Here is a 17,670-nt window from a genome sequence, read left to right on the forward strand (position 1 = left end):
ATAAAGTTGTATAAATAAATTGAATTATAAGTTGAAATAGGTTAGCAAAGTTTTTTTGATTGATAAAAATAATTAGCATAGCCTTAGTTACAGTAATTTTAATTCCTCTTTATTAATTTTATCAATTAAAAGAAAAGGACTGTGTTGATCAACTATGCGTGAGTCATTCTAGCTGTTAAAGTTCAAAAATAACAAAAAAATAAGAAATACAATTCTTCCAATTTTAAATGAAACATCTATATTATGTGTATAAAATTTCTGCATAAAGAAACTTTTATCCTCTAGCATTCGAAAGTTTTTAAAGAAAAGCAAAACATAGCTCTGTCCCTTTTTTTTGACAAAAATTAAATTTTATCCAAAAATAAGTTTCTATTCAACTTTATTTTTTTGGGTAGAAAGTGTGACTGGACTGTTTACATTGGATGTAACGGATTTGCAGGATTATCTAGACGAGTATTTTTATCGATTCAACAGAGATTTCATGAAAGAAAAAATATTTGATAACCTGTCACAGAGGATGATTTAAACCGAACATTGTCTAATTAAAAAAGTGATAATTAAATCTCTAAGTCCATAGATTATTGGACACGAACTTTACCTATTAAAGACTTTCTATATTTTTGAAACTAAAGTAAACACAGAAATATTAACAAGACTGATCAAAAAAGAAATGTTTTGGTAAAATTAATCAAACAGGGACACTCTGTAGTATTAAAATTTTGGGAGCAACGGGTTTCAATTTATTTTTTGATAGAAATTTTTTTGATACGATCTCATTATATAAAGAAAGCTTTTCGCCTTATTTATTTGAAGATTTGTCCGTTAAAATGTTAAAGAACAAACCTAAATTGAAAGCTGAGTTAAAATAGACAAAATATCGATTCTGATTTTGCTAAAAACTGGTATCGACAATTGGATTGGATCCACAAATGTTCAAAATATTTTGAAGACTCGCATTTAAACCCCTTTATCTTTAGGGTGTTGAAGTAAATATTCTTTCGGAAATAGCAATTTGATGTTAGCGTAAGATTTTAAAAGAGCTTTTTGGGATTTTTCAAAATTTTTCCACTTAGCCTTTTTAATACCCTCAGAGGCTTCGGGTATGAGTTTCCCTTGGAAGTCAGTTTTCATCTCATACCAATGGGTTTCTTTCAACTTATATTTCCCGTTACGGTTGATAATATGATAGGTGGTTTGTAAAAATCTTTCAATCGTTAAACCTTGAACATGAGTTTCTTCTTCGACTTCTCGGATAGCTGTTTCCTCAATATCCTCACCCTTTTCCGCCTTTCCTTTAGGCAGGTCCCATTTTTTATTGCGATAAATAAATAATATTTCATTTTGGGAATTATACACTAAACCTCCTGCAGCAACAATAACTTTCAACTTCTTCTTAAGATGCTTCAAAAGCTTATGCTCTTTCTTATGGTAGAGGTTAACATAATGGAGTTCTCCGGTTTCGATCTTATGGATAAGCTTTTTAATTTTAGCCTTTTTAATGTTTATATTGATATATTGTGAGCCTATATTTTCTTGAGTAGATAATATTATTGGCACGTCATTCACGAAAACTTTATACATTTGTAAACATGATTTTAGATGAAAGCACAGCTCATAAGACCGCAGAACTATTGCTGCAAATTAACGCAATAAAATTAAACCCACAAGAACCATTTATTTGGGCAAGCGGTTTGAAATCGCCCATATATTGCGATAATCGAATTATCCTGTCCTATCCTCCTATCAGAAATTTTATCGTTTCTGAGTTGGCCAAGCCTATAGAAACCCTTTTCGGCAAACCCGATGTCATTGCGGGTGTAGCTACAGGAGCCATAGGGATTGGAGCTATAATAGCAGATTACCTAGGATTACCATTTGTATATGTAAGGCCTGAGCCCAAAAAACATGGTAGAAAAAATCAAATAGAAGGTAAATTGGATCCACATGCCAATGTGGTGGTTATTGAAGATCTCATTAGTACAGGTAAAAGTAGTTTGAACGCTATAAAAGCCTTAAAAGAAGAAGGTCAAGCCCATATTAAAGGGATGATGGCTATCTTTTCTTATGGATTTGATGAAGCAGAAGCCAGATTTAAAGAAGAACATATCGACGTTTACACGCTCGGTAATTATGACATCCTGCTTGAAGAAGCTTACAAAACCAATTATCTAAATAAAAAAGAACTTGAATTATTAAAAACCTGGCGAAAAGATCCCGCCAATTGGAATACATAAACTATGCACCTAGACAGCGAAAAAGTAAATATTGCTAAAAGTCAGAAAGAGACTTTTGAATTTTTAAAAAACGTAGAGAACTTTAAAAAATTAATGCCTGAAAGTATTGAAAAATTTGAGATGCTTTCAGGCGATAGCTTCCTTTTTCAACTTAAAGGAATGCCCACTATAAAATTAAAATTAGAGAAGACGGAACCTAATCACCTAGTTGTTTTGGCTGCTTCAAGTGATAAACTCCCTTTTACCTTAAGGGGAGAAATTGAAGAAGTAAACGAAAAAGAATCTTCAGTTCAACTTATTTTTGAAGGTGAATTCAATAGCATGATGGCTATGATGATTAAAAATCCCATCAAAAAATTTATTACCACATTAAGCGAAAATCTTAAAGTCATTTAAATTTTAAAATGTTACTTATCGTAGAATCTAGAGTTATAAGTCAGCACTTCATTGTAAAATAAATATTAGCTATAATAAAAATATTAACCTAAATTTAAATTGTAATAATATTTTTCATGGAGAAAGAAAGACTCAAGGCGCTCTACAGTTATAATATAATCAACTCTGAAAAAGACGAAAGTTTTGATAGGCTCGTAGAAATTGCTGCAAAAGTTTGTGATTGCTCCTATGCACATATTGCCTTTATTGAAAAAGATAAACTTTGGATTAAAGCCAAGTTCAATTACGACGTTAAGGAATTTCAAAGAAATAATTCCTTGTGTAATATTGCCATCAAAAATCCTGGGGTTTTAAATATCATTCCTGATATTTCCAAAGATAAAGATCTAAAAAACAAAACTTTCGTTTTAAATACTCCTGGTGTGAGATTTTACGCAGGTAAAGCTATTGTAGATCATAACGGTTATGCTCTTGGTACATTAAATGTATTTGACTCAAGTCCTAAAGAGCTTTCTGATGCTCAAAAAGACATTCTCGAGAAATTATCTCAAGAAGTCATGGATAAAATAATCTCCCACAAAAAACAGGTTGAATTAAAAAAACTGAATGAAAGCATTTCTGATGGAAAACACCGCTTCCAAACCCTTTTAAACAATACTGGGGATATGGTTTTCCTTCTGGATGCTGAGCTAAAATTTTTAGAGTTTTATGGTAAAGAAGACCATCTACTATTAAAAAACAAAAAGTTTATTAATAAAAGAATAGATGAGATTGACCTTGATCACCAATTGGTGACTAAGTTAAAACTAGCGGTTGAAACCAGCAAACAATACAATTCAAGCATTCCTATTGAATATAATTTATTGACCAATAATTCTCTAAAATGGTTCAATATGAATGTGACTGTTGTGCAGCGTAAGAACTCAGAAACAGAGGTTTTATGTGTTATACGAGAGGTTACAGACCAAAAAAATGCAGAGAAAGAATTGAAACTTATCAATAATTTATTTAGCGAAGCAGAGAGCTTATCACAAATTGGAGGTTGGCATTATGATGTAAAGAAGGAAAAGTTATTCTGGACCCCTATCCTTAAAGAAATCGCTGAAATTGAAAGTCATGAACAGCCAAACCTAGAAGGAGCGCTCTCCTTTTTTAAAAGCGGAGAAAGTGCTAAACGCATGACCGAAAAAGTCCAAGATTGTATTCATAACCATATCTCTTATACAGGAGAGTTTGAAACACAAACCGCAAAAGGAAGATCTATATGGGCTTTAGTGAATATAAAGCCAGAAATTGTAGATAAAGAATGTGTTGGGTTATATGGAACCTTTCAGGATATTACTGATATAAAAAACACCAAAATAAAACTCAAAAAAGAAAGAAGTAGGCTTAATAACATAATTAATGCTACCAATTTAGGGACTTGGGAATGGAATGTACAAACTGGAGAAGCTCTATTTAACACTAGGTTTGTAGAAATGCTTGGGTATACCACAAAAGAAATTACTCTTAGCAATTCTATAGATGTTTGGAATAATGTAACACATCCAATTGATTTACCTGAAAGCGATAAGGCATTACAAGAGCATTTTGATGGGAAAAGTGATTTCTATAAAATGGATTTACGCTTAAAACATAAATTAGGTCATTGGATTTGGGTTCTTGATAAAGGAAAAGTGATTTCGTGGACTGAAGACGGCCAACCAGAATGGATGTTTGGAACACATCATGATATAACAGATAAAAAGGTGTTAGAAAAAGACCTTGAACAAAATGTCCAACAGTTCAAAAATATTTTTGAATTGTCTCCTGTAGGTATAATCATCACAGATTTTAAGAGTGGTAATTTCCTAGATGTCAATAGAGCAATGCAGGAGATGGTTGGATATACCAAAGATGAAATTCTAGACATGAACATCTGGTCTATAACTCCAGAAAAGAAAGTTGTTGAAAAAGACCGCCAAGCGATTAAAAATTTGAAAAATTTGAAAAAGATAGGACCGTTGGAAAAGGTCCTCAAGGCTAAAACTGGAGAATTTATTAAGGTTATGATCAATGGATTAATCCATTTTAATGAAGATGGAAATCGCATTGTCATTTCAACAATACAAGATATAACGGAGCAAAAACGCTTTGAGAAAAAGCTTGAAAATTCTAAAGTTGAAGCCATAAAAGCGAGTCAGGCCAAATCTGAGTTTGTTGCCAATATGAGTCATGAAATTAGAACGCCCTTGAATGGAGTAATTGGGTTTTCTGACCTTTTGATGAAAACTCCTTTGAATGAGGTGCAGCATAAATACATGAAAACAGTTTTTCAATCTGCCAACACACTCTTGGACTTGATCAACGATGTTTTAAATTTTTCAAAAATTGAATCTGGAAAACTTCAACTGGATATAGAAAAAACCAGCTTAATTAAATTGATTAACGATGTAGTAGATCTTACTAAGTATGATGCGCATAAAAAAGGCCTTGAGTTTGTTTTAGTCATAGAGGATAAGATTCCGGATTATATCTGGATAGATGGGGTTAGGCTCAAGCAAATCTTGATGAATTTAATAAGTAATGCTATTAAATTCACTCATAGCGGCTATGTGAAACTCAAAGTGCATTTCAAAAATAAAACCAATCACTTAACAACCATTTCATTTTCTGTAGAAGATAAAGGTATAGGAATTGCAAAAGGAAATCAAAAGAAGATTTTTAATGCCTTTATACAAGAAGATGCTTCTGTTACAAAAAAATATGGTGGGACAGGTTTAGGCTTATCGATATCTGGACAGATTTTAAACTTGATGAAAAGCAAATTAAAACTGAGAAGCCAACTTGGAATAGGAAGCGAATTTTATTTTGATGTGTCTGTTAAGTCAGAAAATAAGGATAAAGTCATACTACCTCCGCCTAAAGATATAAATAGAGTCCTCGTTATTGGCAATGTAGATGAACACTGTGAATCTATAGAAAGTTATTTAAAACCATTTAATATTCAGACTGAAAATGCACAAGATCTAGACCGTGCTTCTCAGAAAATGATGGACTACTCTCCTCAGATCATATTTATAAATCATATGATTTCTGGAATAAGTAGCTCTGTTATAATCTCGAAATTAAAAACTCATAAAGGTTCAAAATCTGTGCGTTTCATTCTACTTAAAAATTCTAATACAGAAGAGGAAGGGGTTGATTACCGAGCTTTGGGTTTTAACCAATGTATTAATAAACCTATAAAACAAAGATCTTTATTCAATGCAATAAGAAAAACGAATAGCTTGAGAGTTATTAACAAACAGAAAAGCACTGAAAATATAAATTTTGATAAAGAAACACGCCTTAAATTTTTAATTGCAGAAGATAATTTAATCAATATGGAATTGATTAAATCCTATCTTAGGAATATCTATTCGAATGTAAAAATTTACGAAGCTGAAGATGGCCAATTTGCCCTAAAATTATTTAAGACCCATCAACCAGATTTTATTTTTTCGGATATACAAATGCCAAATATGAATGGCTACGAACTTACAAAAGCCATCAGAAAGGATAAAAATGGTAAACACGTACCCATCATTGCTATCACTGCTGGAACAGTAGAAGGAACTAAAGAAAAATGTTTAGAATCTGGTATGGACGATTATATATCAAAACCTATTCTACAAGAATCTATAAAAAATATTATTTTCGAGTATTCAAATAAGATTCAAAAGCAAGAAATCAAAAAACCTATTATTAAAGCTTCTTTAAAAAATTCTGAGAAGGTAAATTCAAGATCCTTCAATAAAGACTACTTAATGGAAAGTATCGGTCATAATGAAGAGTTTTATAACGAGTTGATCAAATTGGCTATTGAAACCTTGTCTGAAGATTTAGAAGAATTAAAAGCTATCAACTTTCAAAAAGATGAAAAACAATTAAAAAAACTAGCTCACAAGGTTAAAGGAACAGCACTTAATTTAGGCGTTGAAAACTTATCGGAGTGTGCATTAGACATTGAAAAATCATCTTTTTCCAAGGCCTCAGACTTTTCTGAGGGATGTGATAAGCTTTCTGATGAAATTCAAAATTTACTTGACACTTTATCTGTATCCTTCTTCTAAAGAGTACACATTTACAACAATAGGCTCAAGGAGTAATTGTCATAAAAGCTTAAACAGAGCATAAAGCCTATAAAGTTTTGCTAAAAACTTAGTGATAATGTTTTTTCAAAACTTATGTTTGTAAAAAAAATGTAAATGGAGAAAGTTAAAATTAGCCTTGAAGATGTAGCCAATTTAGATTTTACGACTATTATTTGGATTGCAGCCCCTGTTATGTTTAGTTTAGTGGCTTTAGAATTTTATTTCAGCTATAAACAAAACAAAAAACTATACGAAGGGAAGGATTTTATGTCCTCTACATTTATTGGAGTAGTAAATATTCTTTTAAATGGTGTGATGAAGCTGGGTGTTTTTGGTTTCTTTCTTTTCTTTTATAATCTTACTCCTTTTTATATACCACAGACTTGGTGGTCTTATCTCCTTTGTTTTATTGCTTTAGATTTTGTAAGGTATTGGTCTCATAGAATTGCTCATGAGCAACGTTTCTGGTGGTCTACACACGTGGTACACCATAACTCTGAATATTATAACCTTTCTACTTCTTTTAGATTGTCATGGACACAAAATCTTAAAATTATTTTCTTTTTACCTGTGATCTTAATGGGGTTTCATCCTTTTGTATTTTTAGTTGTTCATCAAATAGAAGTTCTGTATCAATTCTGGATACACACAGAATTTATTAAAAAATTACCAAGACCTATTGAATTCATTTTTACCACTCCTTCTCACCACAGGGTTCACCATTCTAAAAATGAGAAGTATTTGGATAAAAATTATGGATCAACCTTAATCATCTGGGATAGACTATTTGGCACTTTTGAAGAAGAAATCGAAAAGCCTATCTACGGAATTACTAAGCCTATTAATACCTACAATCCCCTTACTTTAGTATTTCACGAGTGGATTGCATTATTTAAAGACTTAACAAAAGTTAAATCAGTTAAGGAAGCATTCAGAACAGCTTTTGGAAGTCCTGTAGATTATCATAAATCTGAAATGAAAAAAATGGAACTTAGCAGTGAAGAAATTTTAAAAAAATAATTATATAAAATTCTTTAATTAGATTTGATGTTAAATGTTTTCCTATAGTTTTACGGAAAACACTCATAACATGAAATACCTCTTAACTCTTTTATTATTAGTTAGTTTTTTTAAATTCAGCAGTGCTCAAGACTTAAAGTCTCCGAGTGAATTTTTAGGTTACCCAATAGGATCTGAATTTACGCAGCATCACCAAGTTATCGGCTACTTTAAATATCTCTCACAAAATAGCCCACTAGCTTCCTTTTCATCTTATGGTCAAACCAATGAACTAAGAACCTTAAGCTATACGGTAATTACTTCAGAAGAGAATCATAGTAATCTTGAGGGTATACGAAAAGACAATTTAAAACAAACTGGCATTTTGGAAGGTGACTCCTCTCCAGAAATAGCTATTGTTTGGTTGAGTTATAATGTCCATGGTAATGAGGCCTCTAATACAGAAGCTTCTATGGTGACTGCTTTTGAGCTCATGACCAATCAGGAAAACGTGTTGGATAACACAGTAGTTATAATAGATCCAACTGTAAATCCAGATGGCAGAGATCGTTATGTTAACTGGTACAACCAAGTGAGATCATCCCCTTACACAGCATATCAAGATGCTATTGAGCATAACGAACCATGGCCTGGGGGAAGACCCAACCACTATCTTTTCGATTTAAATAGAGACTGGATGTGGGCTACTCAAATAGAAACCCAACACCGGCTTAAAATTTATAACTTATGGATGCCTCATGTTCATGTAGATTTTCATGAACAAGGCATTAACAGCCCTTATTATTTTGCACCAGCAGCAAAGCCCTTTCATAAGATTATTACCAATTTTCAAAAAGAATTTCAGACCCAAATCGGAAAAAATAACGCTAAAGCATTTGACGAAAAAAAATGGGCCTATTTCACTAGAGAACGTTTCGATTTATTTTACCCCAGTTACGGAGACACTTACCCTACTTATAATGGAGCTATAGGCATGACTTACGAACAAGCGGGAAGTGGCCAAGCTGGTCTTGGTATAAATACCGATGAAGGTTACGAGCTCACCTTAAAAGATCGTATAAAACACCATGTGCAAAGTGGGCTATCCACGGTAAAAACATCTTCTGAAAATGCTAAAAAACTTAATTCTGAATTTAAAACCTACTTTAAAAATACTGTAGATTTTGATTACTATGTTCTTGTTGGTGAGCAGAGTAAACTAAATACGCTGACTAAATTATTTGATCACCATGAGTATGAGTACCACTTCTCAAAAGAAGAAAAACTAAAGGGTAAACCTATTTACAGCACTGCAAAAATGTCCTTTGATGCTGACCAGGCTTTAGTTGTACCGGCAAATCAACCCAAGTCTAAAATGCTAAAAGTCCTATTGGAAGCGGACCCAGAGTTGAGCACTCCCCTCACCTACGATATCACCTCTTGGAATCTTGCCTTAGCTCATGGAGTGAAGGCTTATACAGTTAGCGGTGATATAAACACTCAACCAAAAGTAAACCCTTATTCTCAAGAATCTGTTGAAGAGGGAACTGTGGGCTACATTGCCCCATGGAAGAGTATAACTGATGCCAAATTCTTAACAGAATTACTCAAGAACAAGATTGATGTAAGAGCGACAACAAAACCTTTTAAAATTGAAAATGAATCTCATGATAGAGGTAGCCTGATTTTAACAAAGACCAATAATAGAGATTCCAATTTTGATTCTTTGGTTGTTGAACTCGCTAATAAGTATCATATCAAATTAGCAGCTACTCAAACTAGTTTTTCAGATTCGGGAACAGATTTTGGCTCTCCAGATATTAAGAAAATTAACTCGCAACGCATTGCTATTTTAAGGGGTGACGAAGTATCATCTTTGAGTTATGGGTCTATTTGGCATTTCTTTGAACAAGAACTGAACTATCCTATTATTTCTATCGATGCTCAGGATCTTATGAAGATAGACCTAAATGATTACGATATTTTAATCCTACCCAGTGGATCTTACTCTAAAATTTTTGATAAAAAGAAGTTATCTTCTCTGTCCGATTGGATTAAAAATGGAGGGAAACTTATAGCTATGAGCAGTGCTTTGTCCACTTTTGAAGGAAAGAAAGGATTTGGCCTAGAAAAGGTAAAGGTTGAAAAAGACTCCACTCAAAATAATCTAATCTCTTTTGCTGAAAGAGAAAAAGAACGTACCAAGGATGGTATCAAAGGTGCTATCTTTAACATTAAGGTAGATAACACCCATCCCTTAGCCTTTGGGTATACAGAATCTTATGCCACCTTAAAAACCAGTTCTGCAGCCTATAAACACCTCAACAAGGGCTTTAATGTCGCCTATATTGAAGATACCCCAGAACGCTTAAGCGGTTTTGCTGGCGAAAAGGCATTAGAAAATATTTCTAAATCTCTAATTTTTGGTGAACAACGCTTAGGTCGTGGAAGTATAATTTATATGGTAGATGATGTCTTGTTCCGGTCCTTTTGGGAAAATGGCAAACTCTTTTTCGTTAATGCTCTGTTTATGGTTAATAATAGGAGTCAAACTTTTAAATAATCACTGACTTAGTTTAATTTCAAGTTACTGTAATTTGCGGTAATGTTGAAAATCTGCGAGCTTGTTTTTGAATTTTTATTCGTGTAAATAACATCATCATAACTTTTGGTCATACTAAAGTCTAACTCTGAGTTAACTTGAATCTTGGAGTTAGACGATTTGGCATAAAACCTAAAGTTTTTATCACTTGGCAGCTTCAAATCTGCACTGGATTTTTCCAAATGAATATCTATAAGTGAAAAGTCGTCGTCTATCCTATCGATATGTAGGTTTCCATAGGTGCCCTTAATAATAGCCTGATCTTGAACAGAACCGATCTTCAATTCCGACATTTTAGAGGTCACATTTAATTGATCGACTTTTTTTAAATCAACCTTTTTGGAATAGTCTATATTCAGGTTTAAGCTCTCTGCGGAGTTAATTGAAAGCGTTGAATAACTCATTACTATTTTTGAATTTTGACCAGTGGCAGTATCCAATTGCAAACCTGAGTAACTCAGGTTGGCATCAACATTATGTAGACTTGAAACTTCCATTTTACTATGTTTTAAATTCATCTCGAACTTAGCCGATTTAGGTACTTTAATTTCTATCACTCGCTTCACCGATCGCTTCATCATCCAACCGTTCTTCGCCTCCTGGTAGCCTTCCTTGAATTCTTCTACCCAAGGTTTTATGTTTTCCCTAATGACATGTGCATACTGTCTTAAAGAATCTTGGAAGCTTCTATTATTCTTCTGGTCATTCCTAAGACCCTTCAAATCATCTCTAAAGTTTCTAAGCTCGTCTCTCCACACCAGCATGGTCTCTCGAAAATTAGTAGAATCCAATTGCTCCTTAAATTTTTCTAAATAGTCTATCCCCTCTTCTTTAAAAGCCTCATAGTCAAAATCTATCTCTAATAGAGGCTTTGATGGTTTTGGTGGAAGAGGTGGATTTGGTGGAAGTGGAGGGTTTGGTGGAACAGAAGTTTGGAAAAACCCAACACCATTACGTTTCGCATTTCGGTTTCTTCTAGTCGTAATTTCTACCCGTTTGCTGTTTCCAAGTACTTTGATTTCTGAGGCGTCAAAAGCTTCGTTTAAAGCTTGTTTATCCTCCTCATTGGAAGTTAAAGTAGTTTTCACCTCTACTCTATTTTTATTCCAGGTTTCAATAATGACTGTAGAATGTGATAGGTCTAAGATAATTATTGGGCTCTTCTCCACATCAAAACTTTCAGTCGATACTCTCTTTTGCTGAGAAAAAATAAGGAATGGTGCTAGTAATAAAATGACTAGTAAACTAGAATTGGTATATACTTTCGCTATCATGATTTAAGGTTTTTAATTCGGTTAACTTGAGTTTTAAATTTTGAAGTAATTCTAACCTAAGTTGTAAATTTTCTATCATAGCCTCTATAAGAGTTTCATCAAAGCCTTGTCGAGCTAATTCATTTTGAAGACGTTTATACTCGCCATCAATTTTTTCCACTTCCAATACATAGGAATTCACTAAATCATCATAATCACCAGTTTCTAGAGTGGCTAATTCATAATTGATAGAGGCTTGATAAAACGATTCAATTTTTTGAAATTCTGGAGAAAAATCTCCCAAACTTATCAAGTTAGGGTTTTCATTTTGCTGAATTTGATCTGGTGTAGTTTGAAACCATAAAATAGAACTCACAAGTCCTACGATAAGAACTGCTGCACTCTTTTGTAAAGTTTCGCTCCTCGAAACGGCTTTCGATTCTTTTCTTAATTTGGCTTCAAATAGTTGTTGATGACCTTCAGACATCTGTATAGGCGCATCCTCATAATTAAAATCTTTACGCAAATCTTTCATAACCCTGTTTTATTAATTCGTCTTTCAACATCGTTTTCCCTCTGTGCAATTGAGTTCTAGAAGCGCTTTCTGAAATTTTTAGGATTTCAGAAATCTCTTGGTGATCATAGCCCTCCATCAAAAACAGTTTCAAAACAAGACTGTACTTTAAGGGTAGGTTTTCTACTATAGATTTTATAAGATCTACAGATATAGAATCCTCTACTTTCCAACTTTTTCCTTCCTGTTCAGGTAGAATCAAATGATCGTATTCTAGACTAAGATCATATGTCTTCCTTCGTAAACAATCGATAGATTGATAAATAACAATCTGTTTCAACCAGGCACCAAAAGTGCAACGCCCATCGAAGGTGTGTAAGTTTGAAAAAGCTTTGATAAAGGCTTCTTGAGTGATATCTTCAGCGAGATCTCTTTGCTTTACATATCGGAAGGCTATAGTCAACATAGCATCACAATAGGAGTTGTACAGCTTCAATTGTGCCTTTTCATTTCCTTTTAAACATTTTGATATCAAATCAGTTGCTGACAAATTCAGAGGAGATAAATTAAAATTGCTTCACCTTAAATACGTTTGAAGTTATGTAACGTTACAAACTTTATCGTTTATTTAAAAAATATTTTTTCTTCTCTGCTATAATTTAGCCTAAAAAAGAATGAAAACAGTTTACATAAAGCTAAAAGTCGAGGTCACGCCAATCCTTGCTGTTTAAATTAACGTCCCAGTTTTAGTTTTTGCGAGATATGTTAATCCAGAGCGGATCAACTTTGGAGTATGACGAGTCTTGGACGATGATACCGTCGCTCCAGGAATGGGCTTTAACACTCATACCTTCCAAAATATGGAAATTTTACAAATTAAGATTCTTCGCTATCAAGAAAATGTGACTCTTAGATATGATCAAATTTTGATTGATTTCTCAAAAAAGTTTTCATCAAATCGTATCACCAAATAAAAAGTATGCCCAGGTTTTAATTCACTAAAAGGCTTGTTTTCAGATAGATGAATTTAATAAAGTTTTAGAGGAAGTTTGTAACCTAAAACAAGCAGGAAAGAGGGTTTACATCTTCGTAGTCGAGGGTGAAGTTAGAATTTATAACTATCTGCTAAGCAAAAGAGGCACCATGGGTTTCAGCGAGACTTCTGCAATCGATTTCGATATAATTGAAAATTCTAAGTGCTAATGGATAAAAGTGCCTGTCTAAAAATTATCACTTTAATACTATTTAACTTAATAAACGAATTATTTATGGGTATTTTAGAGGCTTTACAAATGCTAATCTATACATTCGCAAAAACAAGAAATACTTAAAAAAATGCAAAATATTTTAGTCATTGGTGCAAACGGAACAACAGGAAGGTTAATTTCTAAAATTCTTAGAGATTCCTCCGATTTCAAACCATTTGCCATGATAAGAAAAGAAACCCAAAAGCCTTTTTTTGAAAATCAAGGAATAGAAACTCGTCATGGCGATCTTGAAGCAGATTTTACTAGCGCCTTTAGAGGTATGGATAAAGTTATTTTCGCTGCTGGATCTGGTGGAAAAGGTGGTGATGAAAAAACAATAGCGGTAGATCAAATAGGAGCAATAAAAGCTGTAGAATTTGCAAAAACTAATAAACTACAAAAATTTGTTATGTTGAGTTCTATGGGAACGGATAACCCAAGTAAAATTGAAGGCTTAGAACAGTATTTAGAATCTAAAAAAACTGCAGACGATTTCTTAAGAGAATCTAATGTTGTTTACACCATTGTTCAACCTGGAGGTTTAACTGACAAAAAGGGAACTGAAAAAGTAGAGCTTGCTCATAAGCTTAAAAAAATGGGTGAAATCTCTAGAGAAGATGTTGCACATACTCTTTTGTATGCTCTTGAACTTGAGCGTGCTAAAAATACATCCTTTGAAGTCATCTCAGGGAATGATGATCTCAAACAAAGCATTAAGAATTATAAATAAAATTTAATAAGCTATACCCAAAGTAATCTTAGGTTTTTTTTGAATCCTACAAAAGAGAGTTTGGATAAGTGATTTGGGAAAAAGAATTTGTTTACGGCTCTAGGCTTAATGTATTCTTTAGGCCAGTTATATATAAAAAATAAGGGTGAAGCTATATTTCCCTTGGAAGGAGGAGGAAGAAAGGCTTTCTATGCTGCTCAACTTGGATAGGAAGCAGGCGCCTTTGATTTTTCTAAATCTAGAAAACAAAAGCTTTAAAACTTTTCGGTAAAAATTAAGCATCTATAGGTCACTAAATTGCCAAAACTGGAGATTACAAAGTGAAAAAAGACACTTGCTATTTAATTGTATTCATTTTTACACATACAGATCCAGAAAGCAGAATTTTATTTCATGAGAAACCAGAAGTCTTCTTAGAACTAGAAGAAAAACATATCATTAAGACTTTTCACCCTAATATAACTTAAGCATAATTATCTCTCTGGAGGTTTAAAAAATAAAAGACTTACCCTATACTTTAACTCAACTAATACCAAATTAAATTTATAATGTCGTATAAATAAATTGAATTATTTTTTGATTGATCGAAGTTGAAAATAATTAGCATAGCCTTAGTTACGGTAATTATTTTTGATAAAAAGCAGGCGAAAAAGAAACGATTTATTGCGACATTATAGGTTTAATTTGGTATAATAAGCAAATCCACATTATCATCACGATAACGGGGATTTTTGCAGCACAGAAAATTCTCTATTTATTTTTCTCCATAAGATAATTTGTTATCAAGCTATATGGATGCCTGCTTGTATTTTTACCAGAAGTTAAATATAAGATTTGTAAGCTCATAAAAACCGGCACATCAAAGGGAGACGCTCCTGGGAAGAACTTCTCGAAAAGTCAACCGATTTCTGGGATATAAATTTGATGCTTAAACATAAGGGAAAACCCAAATTGATTCATTAATGTGAGGGCATATGCTTTAATAAAAACATTGAGCAAAAACATTTTGGTTGTTGGTTAAATTTTTGGTTTCGATCTATAGATTATTACTTTGAAGGTGAATTAGCTGATCGAGCAAAGAACAAAGCAAGAAAAATGGCTTCATATACTTTATGAGTATTTATATGGATAGAAATACTACATGTTAATAGAAGTGGTTAAATTTGTTTTAGAGTTTTTTTAATTATGTCCAACCCACCAATAAAACGCCATAAAGCCTTGCAAAATTTAAGTCGTGAACATCACGTAGGACTTATCTTTGTTCTGCGTTTGCAAAAAGGGGTAGCTAAGAGCGCCGATCTTCAATCTATGGAAGAGTATGCCACTTGGTTTTGGGAAAATCATCTGTTACCGCATTTTCAGTTAGAAGAAGAGCACTTATTTCCAATGCTTAAGGGCGAGTTCGAATTAGAAAGAAAAGCAATAGCTCAACACAAAGACTTAAGGGTGCTTTTTCAAATTCAGCAAAAAACCCGTTCAGATTTCAAAAGAATTTATGAATTACTTCAAAAGCATATTCGTTTGGAAGAGCGGGAGTTGTTTAATTTAATACAAAGTACATTGAGCGAACAGCAACTTGCTGTTTATGAGAAAACTCACAAACATCAACAAAGCTGTGCAATGTGGCAAAAGCCCTTTTGGTCTTAAAACAGATATTTTTATTTTAAGGTGCGAAAATAGACTATAAGCTTATTCCAACAATTGTACTACTGAATGCTGTCTCTTTTAGTCTAGGGAAAGACTCTAAAAAAGCTATGACAAGTCAATACAAAAGACCATTTAAAGATTATTTTCCTATTCTGAATTTTAGTTACGGTCACCTCAAGCCTCAACTATTTAGATTAACTCTAATAGCTGATCAAGCTTTTAATTTCACTGTCTTCAACTCTCATAGTTACTGTTTGCCTAGTATTTATGGCACAGCGTTTTATGTTTCTTTATAATTTCGCAAAAAAAAGAAGTTATAGACGTAGATATTCTAGCTCATATCCAGTTTGCCTTTACGATGCTTAATGACAAGTTCTCGTTGCGTCTTAACCATATCTACTTTTACTGTTTTTAGTGGACTGAGGAGCTTGTTAATATGATGCACTAAACTCTACAAAAACTTTAAAAATCATGATGGGCTTTGTCTCTATGGTTCTGCTTTACAGCTATTTTATATAAAGAAGGCTTTGGGGTAAAGCAAAAAAATTAGATTCCGATGAATTTGACTAAGGTTGAATTTTAGTATTTCCATGATGTATACTATAACAAAACTTATTTCCTGCTGAAAGTAGACTTGTTTTGTAATGCTTCAAATTATATATAGAAATAGTTGAAGTTACTCAATCTATGCTCAAAGTTTATATTCAAGATGCCTACTTGTTTTTTGTGTTGTAATAGGGTGATGTGGATGGGTTGTGAAGCATTAAAAGATTCAATAAAAGTTTTCTGATAGTTTTTAAGGAATTTATAAAACTTGCTTTAAAGCCTTTCTTAGTGCACGTTAGTGTGTTAAAGACTTTGGCATTATTCTTGGAATATATAAATTAACGACTAGTGTTTATTTCGAATTCGTTTAGAACTTCAAAGACTTCAGTCTTCATTACAGGGTTGAAGGTCTTCACTTGGTTACACTTAAATTTTAAAACGAATACCTTATGAAACCTAAAAAATATCCACACAAAAATTTAAATAATAAAAAGCTAATTTTCTTTCAAGTCGGACTGATTGCTGTGCTTTTGCTGGTCTTGATTTCTGTAGAATGGAAAACAGAAACACAGCTTCTAGCGAGTAATGATAAAGTTTCTTATCAATTTCTCCAAGTTGAAGAGATGCCAAATGTGACAGTACCCGAAAAAGTATTGAAACCTATAAAAAGGCCAAAACCAGATATTAATGATTTTATCATTGATGAAAAATACCCAGAATCCAAAACAGAAGAAAAGCCAATTCAGGAGAAGACAACTTTCATTCCTGGACTTCTAGATTTTGATGATTTTGAACCTATCGAAGACGAACCTATTAAAGAAATAGGATTTGAATTTATTGAAGATGTTCCTATTTTCCCAGGATGTGAACAGTATACCGATAATACTGAGCGTAAAGCCTGTATGAGTGAACAACTTAAAGCCTTTATAAATAAAGAATTTGACACAGGTCTAGCTACAGATCTTGGTTTGACAGGTATAAATAGAATTTACACCTCTTTTAAAATAAAAGCTAATGGAGAAGCTGAATTTATCAATGCTAGGGCTTCACACCCAAAATTGAAGGAAGAAAGTCGACGTGTTATCGAAAAATTACCCACAATGCAACCTGGCAAACAGAGAGGGAAACCTGTAGATGTGATTTTTGCTTTGCCTATCACCTTTAAAGTTTCAGATTAGCTTTTATACCAAGTTAGACTTACAATGTTGCCATAAATCGTTTTTCCGAAATAAATTCAGCACAGGCTTTTTTAGCTTGGTTTTTTTTATCAAAAATAATTACCGTCACTAAGGCTATGCTTTATTTTACCTTAGATCAATCAAAAATATAATTCAATTTATTTATACGACATTATAAATTTAATTTGGTATTAGTCAATTGCTATAAT

13 protein-coding genes are annotated in these 17,670 nt (G+C 32.9%); 9 read left to right on the forward strand and 4 right to left on the reverse strand.

Features of this window, described 5'->3' with window-relative positions:
- Positions 1–957 precede the first annotated feature (957 nt).
- A complete protein-coding gene (locus CXF67_RS04060; RefSeq protein WP_102087571.1) occupies positions 958–1,581 on the reverse strand; it encodes an NUDIX hydrolase in 624 nt (207 codons plus the stop codon).
- Between the two features lie 8 nt (positions 1,582–1,589).
- Here CXF67_RS04060 and pyrE point away from each other — a divergent pair, with 8 nt between their 5' ends.
- The 5 genes from pyrE (at position 1,590) to CXF67_RS04085 (ending at position 10,307) form a co-directional block, all read left to right on the forward strand.
- Positions 1,590–2,234, forward strand: coding sequence for an orotate phosphoribosyltransferase (gene pyrE, locus CXF67_RS04065; protein ID WP_102087572.1), 645 nt, complete (start codon positions 1,590–1,592; stop codon positions 2,232–2,234).
- Between the two features lie 3 nt (positions 2,235–2,237).
- Complete coding sequence (locus tag CXF67_RS04070) at positions 2,238–2,630, forward strand: orotate phosphoribosyltransferase (protein WP_102087573.1); 393 nt, start codon at positions 2,238–2,240, stop codon at positions 2,628–2,630.
- Between the two features lie 116 nt (positions 2,631–2,746).
- On the forward strand, positions 2,747–6,724 hold the full coding sequence (locus CXF67_RS04075; RefSeq protein WP_102087574.1) for a PAS domain S-box protein: 3,978 nt from the start codon (positions 2,747–2,749) through the stop codon (positions 6,722–6,724).
- A 135-nt stretch (positions 6,725–6,859) separates the two neighbouring features.
- Entirely contained in the window at positions 6,860–7,765 is a 906-nt protein-coding gene (locus CXF67_RS04080) for a sterol desaturase family protein (protein WP_102087575.1), read from the forward strand.
- Between the two features lie 70 nt (positions 7,766–7,835).
- Positions 7,836–10,307 carry a M14 family metallopeptidase gene (locus CXF67_RS04085; protein ID WP_102087599.1) on the forward strand — a complete coding sequence of 824 codons (2,472 nt, stop codon included), beginning with the start codon at positions 7,836–7,838 and terminating at the stop codon, positions 10,305–10,307.
- 8 nt (positions 10,308–10,315) lie between these two features.
- On the opposite strand, the gene CXF67_RS04090 is transcribed toward CXF67_RS04085, so the two are convergent.
- From CXF67_RS04090 to CXF67_RS04100, 3 genes are read right to left on the reverse strand one after another with little or no spacing between them, the layout of a single operon-like run.
- Positions 10,316–11,620, reverse strand: coding sequence for a DUF4097 family beta strand repeat-containing protein (locus tag CXF67_RS04090; RefSeq protein WP_102087576.1), 1,305 nt, complete (start codon positions 11,618–11,620; stop codon positions 10,316–10,318).
- A complete protein-coding gene (locus CXF67_RS04095) occupies positions 11,592–12,134 on the reverse strand; it encodes a hypothetical protein (RefSeq protein ID WP_102087577.1) in 543 nt (180 codons plus the stop codon). The genes CXF67_RS04090 and CXF67_RS04095 overlap by 29 nt, the downstream gene beginning before the upstream one ends.
- Entirely contained in the window at positions 12,118–12,663 is a 546-nt protein-coding gene (locus tag CXF67_RS04100) for an RNA polymerase sigma factor (protein WP_102087578.1), read from the reverse strand. The genes CXF67_RS04095 and CXF67_RS04100 overlap by 17 nt, the downstream gene beginning before the upstream one ends.
- 467 nt (positions 12,664–13,130) lie before the next feature.
- Between CXF67_RS04100 and CXF67_RS19190 the strand changes: the two genes are divergently transcribed.
- The 4 genes from CXF67_RS19190 (at position 13,131) to CXF67_RS04115 (ending at position 17,461) form a co-directional block, all read left to right on the forward strand.
- Positions 13,131–13,316, forward strand: a complete 186-nt coding sequence (locus CXF67_RS19190) for a pirin family protein (protein WP_374702239.1) — start codon at positions 13,131–13,133, stop codon at positions 13,314–13,316.
- 132 nt (positions 13,317–13,448) lie between these two features.
- Positions 13,449–14,090 (forward strand): SDR family oxidoreductase, encoded by a 642-nt coding sequence (locus CXF67_RS04105; protein WP_102087579.1) that lies wholly within the window; start codon positions 13,449–13,451, stop codon positions 14,088–14,090.
- A gap of 1,185 nt (positions 14,091–15,275) precedes the next feature.
- Positions 15,276–15,737, forward strand: a complete 462-nt coding sequence (locus CXF67_RS04110; protein ID WP_102087580.1) for a hemerythrin domain-containing protein — start codon at positions 15,276–15,278, stop codon at positions 15,735–15,737.
- A 995-nt stretch (positions 15,738–16,732) separates the two neighbouring features.
- Positions 16,733–17,461: an energy transducer TonB gene (locus tag CXF67_RS04115; protein ID WP_102087581.1), complete on the forward strand. Its 729-nt coding sequence runs from the start codon at positions 16,733–16,735 to the stop codon at positions 17,459–17,461.
- The last annotated feature ends 209 nt before the right edge of the window (positions 17,462–17,670 follow it).

The organism is Psychroflexus sp. MES1-P1E (assembly GCF_002836055.1).
In the GTDB taxonomy this organism is placed as follows: Bacteria; Bacteroidota; Bacteroidia; order Flavobacteriales; family Flavobacteriaceae; genus Psychroflexus.

What these genes read in the sequence shown, in the direction of transcription:
- pyrE (WP_102087572.1), top strand. Translation starts at nt 1,590, where the DNA reads ATGATTTTAGATGAAAGCACAGCTCATAAGACCGCAGAACTATTGCTG.
- CXF67_RS04060 (WP_102087571.1), bottom strand. Translation starts at nt 1,581, where the DNA reads ATGTATAAAGTTTTCGTGAATGACGTGCCAATAATATTATCTACTCAA.
- CXF67_RS04080 (WP_102087575.1), top strand. Translation starts at nt 6,860, where the DNA reads ATGGAGAAAGTTAAAATTAGCCTTGAAGATGTAGCCAATTTAGATTTT.
- CXF67_RS04105 (WP_102087579.1), top strand. Translation starts at nt 13,449, where the DNA reads ATGCAAAATATTTTAGTCATTGGTGCAAACGGAACAACAGGAAGGTTA.
- CXF67_RS04085 (WP_102087599.1), top strand. Translation starts at nt 7,836, where the DNA reads ATGAAATACCTCTTAACTCTTTTATTATTAGTTAGTTTTTTTAAATTC.
- CXF67_RS04095 (WP_102087577.1), bottom strand. Translation starts at nt 12,134, where the DNA reads ATGAAAGATTTGCGTAAAGATTTTAATTATGAGGATGCGCCTATACAG.
- CXF67_RS04075 (WP_102087574.1), top strand. Translation starts at nt 2,747, where the DNA reads ATGGAGAAAGAAAGACTCAAGGCGCTCTACAGTTATAATATAATCAAC.
- CXF67_RS04070 (WP_102087573.1), top strand. Translation starts at nt 2,238, where the DNA reads ATGCACCTAGACAGCGAAAAAGTAAATATTGCTAAAAGTCAGAAAGAG.
- CXF67_RS04090 (WP_102087576.1), bottom strand. Translation starts at nt 11,620, where the DNA reads ATGATAGCGAAAGTATATACCAATTCTAGTTTACTAGTCATTTTATTA.
- CXF67_RS04110 (WP_102087580.1), top strand. Translation starts at nt 15,276, where the DNA reads ATGTCCAACCCACCAATAAAACGCCATAAAGCCTTGCAAAATTTAAGT.
- CXF67_RS04115 (WP_102087581.1), top strand. Translation starts at nt 16,733, where the DNA reads ATGAAACCTAAAAAATATCCACACAAAAATTTAAATAATAAAAAGCTA.